Origin of the sequence: Pseudoalteromonas rubra (genome assembly GCF_000967655.1) — a bacterium.
Classification (GTDB): Bacteria; Pseudomonadota; Gammaproteobacteria; order Enterobacterales; family Alteromonadaceae; genus Pseudoalteromonas; species Pseudoalteromonas rubra_A.
The window spans coordinates 125383-137685 of the sequence record NZ_JXYA01000027.1 but is presented as its reverse complement, the minus strand read 5'-3'; the positions used below and the strand labels follow the sequence as shown (position 1 = coordinate 137685).

General features: G+C 53.0%; 6 protein-coding genes. 3 read left to right on the top strand and 3 right to left on the bottom strand.

Annotation, left to right across the window (positions count from 1 at the left end; genetic code table 11):
- Positions 1-1986, top strand: coding sequence for an alkaline phosphatase family protein (locus tag TW77_RS12910; protein WP_046005388.1), 1986 nt, complete (start codon positions 1-3; stop codon positions 1984-1986).
- A gap of 149 nt (positions 1987-2135) precedes the next feature.
- On the top strand, positions 2136-3113 hold the full coding sequence (locus TW77_RS12905) for a heme-binding protein (RefSeq protein ID WP_046005468.1): 978 nt from the start codon (positions 2136-2138) through the stop codon (positions 3111-3113).
- A 57-nt stretch (positions 3114-3170) separates the two neighbouring features.
- Here TW77_RS12905 and TW77_RS12900 read toward each other — a convergent pair whose 3' ends face one another.
- A complete protein-coding gene (locus TW77_RS12900; RefSeq protein WP_046005387.1) occupies positions 3171-5597 on the bottom strand; it encodes a zinc-dependent metalloprotease in 2427 nt (808 codons plus the stop codon).
- A 159-nt stretch (positions 5598-5756) separates the two neighbouring features.
- Between TW77_RS12900 and TW77_RS12895 the strand changes: the two genes are divergently transcribed.
- Positions 5757-6725: a class 1 fructose-bisphosphatase gene (locus tag TW77_RS12895; RefSeq protein WP_046005386.1), complete on the top strand. Its 969-nt coding sequence runs from the start codon at positions 5757-5759 to the stop codon at positions 6723-6725.
- A 218-nt stretch (positions 6726-6943) separates the two neighbouring features.
- On the opposite strand, the gene TW77_RS12890 is transcribed toward TW77_RS12895, so the two are convergent.
- Entirely contained in the window at positions 6944-9118 is a 2175-nt protein-coding gene (locus TW77_RS12890) for a carbohydrate-binding protein (RefSeq protein ID WP_046005385.1), read from the bottom strand.
- Positions 9119-9659: 541 nt separating this feature from the next.
- A complete protein-coding gene (locus tag TW77_RS12885) occupies positions 9660-12263 on the bottom strand; it encodes a TonB-dependent receptor (protein ID WP_046005384.1) in 2604 nt (867 codons plus the stop codon).
- Between the last annotated feature and the right edge of the window lie 40 nt (positions 12264-12303).

The following is a 12303-nucleotide window of genomic DNA, read 5'->3' as shown; positions in this document are numbered from 1 at the left end:
ATGGCCACAAGACGCTTCGATCATATTATTGTGATCATGTTTGAAAACCAGTATCGCGGCTACGTGATGAATAATCCCTACATGCGCAACCTGGCCGCGCAAGGCATTGAACTGACCAACAGCTTTGGCGTGATGCACCCGTCGCAGACCAACTATATTGCGTCACTGGCAGGCGAGCTGTGCAATGTGACCGACGATGAAGTGCCACCGCGTTTGCCCCAGCGCACCCTGGTCGACCTGATTGAAGACTCAGCCCAGAACCTGGACTGGCGTGCTTACATGGAAAGCTATGTAGCAGGCTGGACGCCCTGGAAAGCAACCAACTTCACGCCCGTAAATAGCTATCCCTATGTGCTTAAGCACGACCCGTTTTCATCGTTTTCCCGCATCCTCGACAGCGAAACGCGCTGGCAAAAAATTGGCAACGAAGCACAGTTTTATCAGGACCTGCTCAACGACTCTCTGCCCGAGTTTGCCTGGTTTACCCCCAATATGTGGCACGACGGGCATTACTTACTTGGCACCAAAGACAATGACCTTAAGGGTGAGCGCGCGCCGGTATTGGTGGATCAGCAGGCCGACTGGCTGAAGTCATTCTTTGCGTCGATTAACTTCCCAGGCCCAGACAGCAAGCTGCCCGACAATACCCTGGTGGTCGTCACCTATGACGAGGCCGATTTTGAATCGGATTACGATACCAGCCAGAAGTACAAATATTACTACGACGGACCCAATCAGATTTACACGGTGTTACTGGGCGATACCCTGACGCCGTCGCAGCAACACGAGGGCTACAATCATTACTCCTTGCTGCGCACCATAGAGGAAAACTTCTCGCTCGGCACCCTGGGTAAAAACGACGAGCATGCCAACTATTTCCGCTTTCTGTGGGATGAGGCACTGCACTGGCAACCCGCGGCTTGTGTGCCCCACATTGAGCATGCCAGTGAGCTGCAAGCCGCCAGCCTGGGTGAGCTATTCTATTTGTTTTATACCCGGGACGACAAGCCCGGCCACCTGTATTGCACCAGCTTTGATGGCCATATATGGTCTGTGCCCTTACTGATGCACGAAGACTGTAAAGATCAGCTGCAACTGAGTGCGCAGGGTAATACCCTGGTGCTGGGCTATCGCGACCAGGATCTGAGAATCACGTTGCAAACGCTGACGACAAATCAGGGCTGGCAACCCCTGACTGCGCCCAGCGATGACTGTGTATCGGCCCTTGCCCTTCAGGTGTTGCCGCAAAGTCACGAGCTGCTTTTGGTGTATCGCGACCAGCAAGGCACTATGCAGGCTCAGCGCTATGCCCAGCAACAGTGGCAAAGCCAGCCACAAACACTGGTGTGCAGGCCAGAAGGGACATTTACTCTGGCCTCACTGGGCAGCAATACCTTGTTGATTTACTGTGAAGGCAGCACCAATGCACTGGCCTGCCTGAGCTACAACAGTGCCGAGTTTAATGTCACCGATGTCAGCAACAGCGCCTATGCCGGTCCTCAGGACAATGCCGTAAGCCATCAGTGGTCGGCTAACGGCTTTGGTATTGGCCATTTTTCGCAGGCACCGAGTAAACTTACGCCCGATGAGCCGGAGCCACAAGAGCACAGTTACCAAAGTGACGGTCAGCTGGCCGCCGCCACGCTCGATGGCGTACTGCACTTGTTCCATAACGCCCCCAACAGTCAGCAACTTTTGAGCGCCAATTTCTCGATTCCCGGTGTGCTCACCAGCCAGTTGCCCGTGTCTTACGACCCGGCCAAGGCAGATACCACCAGCAATGGCTACGGCACCATGGCCGAGGCGGGCTGGAGCGAACAGCAGCCGCTCAACAACGTCCACAGACATCCAGACACACCATTGTGCGCCACACGTTATCGCGATCAGCTGTGGTGCTTTTATCAAAGCAGCCAAGACCAACACTTGCGCGCGCATGTGGCAGCCTACCGATCGATACACAGGCACAGGAATGGGGAACAAGACTGAGACACGACAAAACGTGAACACCATAAATCACTGAGTACAGACGAAGGCGGCCAGGGATCCCGTTGCCTTCGTGCAGTCACTGAAGGGATCAGCCTATGGCATACGTGATAAGCACCCAAATGCCAGTAGCAACAAATGAGGACACCACCATGACTGACGTAACGCCCCCAGATCTTTCTAAGCCCCTACTGATCGATCCGGCACAGGATAACCCACCCGCCCCGACCACTGAGCTTGGGCCATTGCAACATCTGATAGGCACCTGGACCAATCAGCCGCTAGGCAACTCTGGCATGGGTGGCACAGACAAACCGTTTTCGTACTGCCTGATGCCGCTGCCTCAGGAAGCCAGCTATATTCTGAAAAACTTTGCTTACTATGAAGAGTTAACCTTTTCAGCCATTCACGGTACGGCGCCCAACCGCGGTGGGTTAGGCACTCAGGTTGCCAATACTCTGTTTTATGAACAGCGCGTCTACTTTGCCGATGGCCCGGCCAAAGATCAGCTGGTGCACGCCGAGAATGGTTCATTGCTGTTTCTGAGCGACCAAAAGCAGCTGCTGGGCCCCTATGGCAATGGCGAAAAGCCTGGTCTGGGCAGCGAAACCGTACCCAACAGCGTGCCGCCCACACAAGCCTATAACTTTATCAAGCAAATGTCGGTGCCCCACGGTAACTCCATTCTCGCCAGCGGCCATTTCCAGTCTGGCACAGGCGTACCGACCATACCGATGCTGAGCAAGAGCGACGTCTTGCCCATGGGCCTGCCCCATGATGTCAGCACCGATCAGTACAGCACTAAAAGTGTCGGTAACCTGAATCCGGACTTTACCCTGAACCCCAACCAGCCGCTGACCAACGCGCTGGAAGTCTCGCCGCCTAAGAAGTTTATTCTGCTGGAAGTCGATACCGCCCACTCCGGCATTCCGGTCACCAACATTGGCTTTGAACAGCAGCACGCCAACGTCAGCCGCTATGCCATCAGCTACTGGCTGGAATCACTCGATGGCAGTGATAACTTTACCCAGTTGCAGTACTCGCAAAATATCACCATGGAGATCCCCATTCAGGGCCAGTCCGTCACCTTCCCGCATATCACCACCAATACCTTAGTCAAAAAAGTCTAAACTGAGCGGGCATAAAAAAACCGGACTGAATTCAGTCCGGTTTTTCTCTAAACACGCTTAGATGGGCGAGCCCGGCGGCATTGGCAAGGCTTTAAAGCCCGCGGGCCATGTGCCGCTTTTCAGATACTGGGCCACCTGCTCAGCCAGGTAGGTTTCGAATGCATCCGCTTTAGAGGCGCCACCAAACAAGGAGTCGTTGCTGTATTGCTCCACCAGCTGGTTGAGGTAAAAACGCAGCTGCGCCTGCACCTCTGGTGCCAGCTTGTCGCTGCTGCTCAGTTCAGCCAGGCGGTAAGCCGTTAAAAACTGCACCCGCTGCGCAAGCTTAGTCGCCATGCCCGGCTGTGCTTTGGGCTGGAAAACATGTTGATAGAGAGTATTCAATACCTCGTCGCTGCTCAGGTGCGCGCGATTGCGGGCCTCCTGCTGTGCCAGACGATTTAATCGCTCAGGGTTAAGCAACAAGTTCAAAGTATGCTGCGCCGCCACTTCCGGCAGTGCCATAGCATCTAGCGTCAGGCCGGTGCGACCTTTCACACTCTCCCGGGTTTTATACTCGCCATAGGCTTTGGGTGGGATCAGCGCCAATACCGACTCAGGGATCATCAGTTGCTCAGGCGATAAGGTCTCCAACAGGGCCGACAGGGCCGACTGCTGTTGCGCTTTAGCTACCACCTGAGCACCTTTCGGGCTCTGCTCGCCTCGCACTTCGTAGTCATAGTCTACGCCGCCAACCAGCTTCACTGCCGATTCAACCTGGTAGCGATGGAACAAATACAGCGGCACCAGCTTTTCTTCCAGCTGCGATAAAGCCTCACCGGTTTTGATGTTATTCAGGCCAAAACGGGCCAGCGCCTTTTGACGAATATCCAGCACTCGCGTTAATTCAGCAGCCGGATCGTCACCGTTATCCCACAGGTGGGCGGTTGGGTGCGCTCCGCCTTTCGGGCGGGCATCGGCATCCGAGATAAATTCCAGCCCCTTACTCTTGTTTTCAGCCAAAATCGCGGCCAGTGCCTGAGCTTCGTCTTGTGCGGTAAAGTCACTGTAACCATACTTAATGACCTGAGTATCCCACTCGCCCATGCCGGTGGCATAGCCTTTACTGATATCCAGCTCACCCTGCTCGTTCATACCCACCAGCGGATGCGGATAATCCATTACCGAGGCACGCTCTTTTACCGACGCCGAGAAGTTATGGGCAATCCCCAGGGTGTGGCCAATTTCGTGGGCACTGAGCTGACGAATACGGTCCAGCGCCATGGCATGCAAACGCTCCGTCACTTCATCGCCTTTAACAAATGGCGCGGCTAAGGCTTCGGCGATCAGGATGTCCTGACGCACCCGCAATGAGCCCAAAGTCACATGACCTTTAATGATCTCGCCAGTGCGCGGATCGATCACCGATGCACCATATGACCAGCCACGGGTCGCACGATGCACCCACTGGATCACGTTGTAACGAATGTCCATAGGGTCGGCATTTTCCGGCAGTACTTTGACCTGGAAAGCATTTTTGTAACCCGCAGCTTCAAAAGCCTGATCCCACCAGCGCGCGCCATCCAGCAACGCGGTTTTTACTGGCTCAGGTACGCCCGGATCCAGGTAATACACAATCGGCTCAACCGGCTCAGACACTTTTGCCGTCGGGTCTTTTTTGCTTAAACGGTGGCGCGGGATATAACGTACATACATAGACTCGCTCAGCGGCGCCGAGTAATCTTTATGCTCTATGCTCCAGTAGCCCGACTGCGGATGAAATGCGCGGGGCTGATAGTTATCATCCGGCAGTTCGATCAACGAGTGGTGCTGGTGGACGGTGACCGCATAAGGGTTCGCCGTCGCCTGCTTCACATACTCACCGGGCTTGCTGCCCTTAAAGGTCAGCACCGCTTCCAGCTCGGTATTTTTCATAAAGGCTTTGGAACGCGGCATATAAGTCGCGCTGCGGCTGGCATCCAGGCTGTAACTGCCCTGCTTGCGCGCCGCCAGGGTGCGAGATACGCCATGTACATCCGATAACAGATAAGGCGTGTAGTCAATCAGTACGCTGTCGTCATCTTCGGCCACCACCTTAAAGCCGTTTAAAATGCTCGAGGCAAAGGCCTCTTTGACGCTTTGCTGCTCCGCCGGGTTATCGGCACTGGCACGAAAATAGGTATTCAGTGCACGCAGCATCACCTTGTCACCAAAGCGCTCGAACTGCACCAGATACGTGCTGCCCAGCTGCCCCCGATCCAGGCCTATGTCGTTTGAGCCGACGCCATACGGCAGGCTGTGCTGCAACAAAAATGGCTGAGCGAGCTTGTCGACATCGAGATAAATCTTGCCACTTGATGGGTCGCTGTAAAACGCATAGAACCCGGGAAAATGGTTGAGTTTGTCAGTAAATTCATCAATAGACTTAATTGCAGCGTGCGCTTGGGGTATCATAGCCAGCAGCAAAGCCGAGAACATGTGAGGTGCAAAGCGTGTTTTTCGCATTTTCTTATCTTTGTTATTTGAGGTTAGATGACTGGTACCCCTTTTGTATATTAAATCGTATACAAAATACAGTTATTTAGGACAAAATTCAGCGCTGTTTGTGGCCTGCTCTCTCACTCTATCAGGGCTGCAACATAACCGTTATCAGGACTAAAATTTATGCGTAGACTTCCACCGGTGTTAATTGAAGACGGCTGTTCCCGTGAACTGGTTTCACTGATCCGAACCATTCTGGCTGCCTGTAAAGAAATCTCTTTCCGCGTTGGTCAGGGCGCGCTGTCAGGCGTGCTGGGTTCAACGCTGGATGAAAACATTCAGGGCGAAACTCAGAAGAAACTCGACGTACTGTCTAACCAGCTACTTAAAGACATTCTGCTGGAATCTGGCTATGTGAAAGCCATTGCCTCGGAAGAAGAGGAAGGCACGGTAGCAGGTAACCCGGATGCCAAGTTTATCGTGGCATTCGACCCGCTGGACGGTTCTTCTAATACCGATATCAATTCACTGGTAGGCACTATCTTCTCTATCATGGAAGCACCAGAAGACGGCGATCCGGCCGATCCGGCTATCTTTATGCAGCCAGGCCACAAGCAAGTTGCCGCAGGCTACGTCCTGTACGGTCCGTGCACCACGCTGGCACTGACCACAGGTAAAGGCACCCGCATCTTCACGCTGGACAAAACCCACGGCAGTTTCCTGCTGACGGAAGAGTTTGCCAAAGTACCGGCCGACACCAAAGAATTTGCCATCAACGCCTCAAACCAGCGCCACTGGCAACCGGCCATGCAAAACTACATCAACGACCTGCTGGCAGGTGACACCGGCCCGCGCGGTAAAAACTTCAACATGCGCTGGATTGCTGCCATGGTAGGTGATGTACACCGCGTACTATGCCGCGGCGGCCTGTTTACCTACCCGGCCGACACCAAAAACCCGGAAAAGCCATACAAACTGCGCCTGATGTACGAAGCCAACCCGATGGCCATGCTGGTAGAACAAGCCGGCGGCCTGGCCCACACCGGTGAGCAACGCATTCTGGATATCGACCCGGAACATATCCACCAGCGCGTGGCGGTGATCTTAGGCTCGAAAAACGAAGTCGAAGCGTGTCTTGGGTATCATAAGTAACACCCTTATTTAGCGACACACTTTATACGCCATGGTGAACTCGCCATGGCGTTTTTATCCCCCTGCTTTTCTCCATCAAAACCTTCTCGTCCCGCTTGCTTTGCACAGTCTGTTTGGCCTGATCGTCCACTGGTATAAACCTGGCACCACACCATAATGCACAAAAAGCCATGGCCGCTTATGCGTGCCATGGCTTTTTTATTTTACTGCATCGCCGGTTACTGGCAGTTTTCGATCGCTTCCCAAGGCCCTAGTGAGGCTGGGTTATTGCCCTGGTTCCACCATTTGGCTTGGTAGGTTTGACCTTCAAAGGTCACCTGATCGCCGGTGGTGTAGATGTCGTTTGCATTCCAAGGGGCCGGGCAGGCATTACCTGGCTCAAAGGTCACCTCTACACTGTGCGCTGCAGACAGTGCCACGAAAGTGTAGCTTGACTGCGCTGTCACGCTAACGCCGTCGACTTTCAATGTCGCAACGCGGTAACCGCTGTCTGGTACAAAGGTCAGTGTGAAGTCGGTGTTGCCTTTGCCACTGATCACGCCGCTGGCATCCGGGGCTGGTGAAATGCTGCCGCCCGTGCCTACAACCGTGGCCGTGATGTCATAGAATACCGGCACATCAATGGTTGCATCGGTAAAGTTGCCCGAGACAAAGTCAAAGTTGGCCGCGCTAAGGCTATTCACATCGGTGTTTTTCAGTACCAAACGCTTTTGATCGCCTTTTGAGGCCGTCTCATCCAGTGTGATCACCGTATCCACGCCTTCCTGCGTCAGGATCAGCATGGAGAAGCTGTAGTTGAACAGTGGCATGCTGATCACGGTTTTGGCCGGATCAAAGCTGTTCACCGTCAGTGCCATATTCCAGCCCCAGTTCTGGCTGTTCAGCGGTACGATAAAGCCCAGGCGGTCATAACCACCCGTCACGTTATCAAACATTTCCGGCGTCAGATCAGCAATCGTCAGGCCGACCAGTTCAACCGAGCTGTAGATACCGCCATCTTTGGCCTGCACACCGATGACCAATGCAGTGTCTGTTTCATAGGCTTTGAGGTGCTTAAAGCCAATTCCGGCAGTACCCCGAATTTTATCAAGCGAAGGGTTAAAGCCGGTCACGCTTTGTTTGCCTGACCAGGCAATTTCATAAATATCCGACTGGGCGATCACCGCTTCGGTGTTCACGTTCACAGCCGCCGCTGATACGCCTTCGAGTACCACACGCTGACCGGCAAACGCCAGTTCGGCACCGGCTGGTACATCCGACACAGACAGGTTGCTCAGCGGTGCGCTCGCCTGCCAGTCGCGCAGGATAATGCGGTCTTCGCCCACGGTGAAATCGCGCACTGTGGTCACAGAGCCACTTTGCTCATGTAGTTCGATAACATCCACGCCACCACCGGGCAGCACTAAATCGTTACCCCAACCTGCCGAGAGTTTTTCATCGTATTTTGAGCCTTCAATGACATCGTCCGCCGGGGTGTCGAAGATAGTATTGTAGCCACCAAATTTATGAACGTACTTGGTGATACAAGTGCCCAGCTCGTCACAGGTGATCTCATCTTTGGTCAGCAAACGCGCCGTGCCCCAGGCACCGCGCAGGTGGGCCGCAGCCAGCAAACCCGACATAGTCGCCTGAACTGTGATGGGGTTGCCATTGTCGTCTTTGTCTGGCCAGCTCTTCGCCAGCGCCTGCTCCCAGGTCATGTTGGCCGCAGTCAATAGCTGGGTCATCACGCCATAGTTAAAGCGCATGGCATCGCGCATCACCAGTTCCTGATTATCCGGGATCAGCAGATCGGCAAACGAGTTTACGCCGTTTTTGCCCACAAAGGTGCCTTCCCAGCGGTTAACGTCGGTAGCCTGAATTTTGTTGCCACCAGAGCCGACAATTTCCACCAGCGCCTCGGTTTTACAGCCAATCCAGGTGCTGTCTTCCACAAACACATAAAAACTATCGTACTCAGTGCCATCCACAGTCACGACTTTCGGACTGTAGTAGCCCGCATCGATAAGTACCGCTTCACCCAGCTGATACCCCACAAACCCCCAGGCGTTCATGGAGTTATACTGCATCTTCTTGAACATGTCGGGGTCATTGGGGGTTTGCGCATTGTAAAAGCCATCAATGCCCAGCTTAGTGAAGAACTGATTGATGGTGGTGGGTTCCGGGATCATACTGCCTGTTGAACAATCCCGGATCATACGTCCCGGTGCCGATACTTTGGCATATTTGTAAACCGGGTTATCGAGATTCTCCAGATAAAAATCTGCAAGCGCAGGGTTAATACCCGATTCGAAGTTTCTTAAGCTGTCCAAAAAGTCCTGTACGCCGGTGCCCGCCGACGCGGAACAACTTAACATTACGGCCACTGCACATCCTGTCATTTTCACTTTCATTAGGTGTTTCCTCATTATTTTTTTAATCGAAACAAACCCAGCCATATCAACCCGATCAGAGCAACAATTTTAATGAACAACCGCAGCCCAACCCGAAGCCGCCTACCAATAAACCCGCATGAATTATCTATACCGGGTTCATATCGCTGAGGTAGTGAGCTAACCTATCTTGCATCACACACAAAACGGGCATTTCTATTTGCTCAACTAATATACAAGCTAGCGTTGACCAAATAATAAGTCAATTGTTTTTACAAAATTTATTGCAATAAGGTTTCATGCAGAAGTGACGGCGAAAAAGCAGAGAAATAAGGCAAGCCGGGCAAACTTGCCTTAACCGAGTAGAAGTGTGAGTGCACAGCGCGGACCCAGCAATATTTGCCTGGGCAACGCGCGCTTACACCCTTATCCGCGCACCTTTGCAACCTTCCTTGCCAGGCTACGCGCGGATTGACCAGTTAAAACCAAACTGGCCTAAAGGAAGCCAGGGCTTCCTTAATTTAGTAACGCACGGTACGGGCTGCCGTGCGCTCTGTCGGTATTAGAAGCGAATGCTGGCACCGACAAAGTAACGGGTACCAAATTCGTCCACAGCATGCACAATATTGCCTGCTGTAGGCTGCCTTAGCACCAGAGCTTCGTTGAGCAGGTTAACCGCTTCCAGTGACACGTCTATGTTGTCTGTTACATGCCAGACCACAGAGGCATCAACCTGATCATAGGCATCGTTCGAGCTGTCCAGGCCACTGCCGTTGAGCTGTCTGACCCAGTTATCACGGTAGTTATACGCCAGGCGCACGCTGAACAGGTCATTTTCGTAGTAACCAGACAAGTTGTAGGAGTTTTTCGATACTTCCTCAATCGGCGTTTCCTTACCGGTCGAGTCGGTACGGCTGCTGTCGGTATAGGTGTAATTTGCCTGCACCCCAAAACCGTTTTCGAATGCATGCTGATATTGCAACTCAATACCACGTACATCGGCCGTGCCCACGTTACGTGAACGCGTTACCAGGCACCCTTCACCACATCCCGGATAAAACTCAGCGGCGGTCGTTTGCTCAATGTAGTCACTGATGTTCTTCACAAACAAGGTGGCACCCAACACAGACGACGGGTTAAAGTACCACTCAACCCCCATGTCGTATTGATCAGACTTATACGGGTCCAAATCCGGGCTACCCACGTTCGCCGTTTTAAAGCTTTGGGAAATGATGTCGGCCACTTTCATGTCATCATAATCTGGGCGCGATACCGTTGAACCGGCGGCAAAACGGAAGATCATGTCTTCAGTCAGGTCGATGGCTAAGTTCAGGCTTGGCAGATAGTTGGTGTAGGTTTTATCCACTTCCCCTTTTACGCCATTGATTTCGCCTTTAGAAAGAATGTCGGTTTCCACCACACGCAGACCCAAATTACCGCGGAACCCTTCACCGGAGAAGTTGGCCTTTACATAGGCTGCGGCAATGTCTTCTTCGATAGAGAAGGCATCTTTGACCGTGACAGTGCCAGGTGCATTGTTGCGTGCGTAGTCCCACAGGCCACGGGTCGCAATCGGGAAAGAAGATAGGCTGCCGGCGCGCCCCTCGGCACTGTGCAGGCCTGAGACAAATCCGCCGTTAAAGTCGCCCAGCGTCAGTCGCTCGCCCCCTTCTCGGATAGCATCTACGCTCAGATCCTGGTTGTTTTCCTGATAAGAAAAGACCTGCTCCTGAAACTTAATCCCCGTCTGAATAGAGGTGATCACCGGCGAGTCCAGCTCAAAGGTGAAGTCGGCCTGGATATAGTCTATTTCATTGTCGCGTTCGTAATTGATGTAAGTGTATTCGTGGAACAGCTCTAAATTATCGTGGCTGCTCAGGTAGTCTGAATTAACCGGCTGTAATTCAAGCGGCCCATCGACATTGTAAGAAAAGCCTGAGTTAGCACGCTCGGTAATGTCGCCCCACCAGGTACTTGTCTGACCGATACGGCCTTCGGCGGTTGACTGGCCCAGTACAAAGTCTGCCGACCAGGCATCAGCCTGATAGTTGGCCGTAAAGTTAAGTACATCCGATTGCATATCAGGTGTGCGCAGTACGCTGTTATTAAATAGTGGCGCACCACCCGGGCCCGATGCGCGCACGGTGGCGCCGGTAACTATGCCCTGCTCATTCACGCTGACGGTGTCGCTCTGTAAGGTACCCGAGCTCATAATGGCGAACATCGCCGAGTTAACGTGGTCGTTTTGCAGCTCAAACAGGTTGTAATCCAGGCTTAGCGTCAATGCATCGCTGGGCGCGTACTGAACACTTATCTGGCTGCTGCTGCGCTCCCTGTCTTCATCAAAGATAATCGATGAGGCACAGCAAGAGGTTTTTCTTAAAATGCCGGCACTGTCTTCCAGCTCAGATGCACCAGGTGGTCCGAAGGTGGATAAGGTTTCACGATATACTTTCGACTCTTCATTGGAGTAAGCGACAAGGATACCGAAGTTTTCCTGGTCATTTTTCCAACTTGCCAGACCGGAATAGGCCGGCGACCAGTCTTCAGCGTTGCTGTGATAGGCATTCTCAACAGACGCAAACACAGTGCCCGAATCCATCTCCAGCGGCTTACGGGTTTTCAGGTTCACCGTACCACCCATCGCACCTTCGTTAATGTCCGACTCCACCGACTTATAGACATCCATGCCCGAGATCTGCTCTGATGCAAGCATCTCAAAGTTAAAGCTACGGTTCATCCCGCCTAAGTCAAACCAGCCAACACTCGCTACGTTTTGACCATTAAGCAGTACCATACTGTGCTCCGGTGCAGTACCACGAACCGTTACGCCGCTGACCTCACCAAAGGTTCTGACCACAGTCACACCCGGAATACGCTGCATCGCATCACCGATGTTTTTATCCGGGAACTTACCAATGTCTTCCGCTGAGATAGAGTCAACGACCGAGTTAGCAAAACGCTTAGTGTTAAGCGCCTCGGTGAGGCTGCGGCGGATCCCTCTGACTTCGATGGTCTCCATTGCCTGACTCGCGCCTTCCTGTTGCTCTGCCGCGGCACCAAATGACATGCCAGACAGCGCCGTTGCGACACAGGCTGCGACATAACTGGATTTCAGATAACTGTTCAGATACCTGCTTTTTACCTTTGAGCCCTGATTTTTCATGCTCTTCTCCCCTTTGCCTTTTCCCAAGCCGTTCATTCCC

Coding starts and splice junctions, on each gene's coding strand:
- TW77_RS12910 (WP_046005388.1), top strand. CDS start 1: ATGGCCACAAGACGCTTCGATCATATTATTGTGATCATGTTTGAAAAC.
- TW77_RS12905 (WP_046005468.1), top strand. CDS start 2,136: ATGACTGACGTAACGCCCCCAGATCTTTCTAAGCCCCTACTGATCGAT.
- TW77_RS12900 (WP_046005387.1), bottom strand. CDS start 5,597: ATGCGAAAAACACGCTTTGCACCTCACATGTTCTCGGCTTTGCTGCTG.
- TW77_RS12895 (WP_046005386.1), top strand. CDS start 5,757: ATGCGTAGACTTCCACCGGTGTTAATTGAAGACGGCTGTTCCCGTGAA.
- TW77_RS12890 (WP_046005385.1), bottom strand. CDS start 9,118: ATGAAAGTGAAAATGACAGGATGTGCAGTGGCCGTAATGTTAAGTTGT.
- TW77_RS12885 (WP_046005384.1), bottom strand. CDS start 12,263: ATGAAAAATCAGGGCTCAAAGGTAAAAAGCAGGTATCTGAACAGTTAT.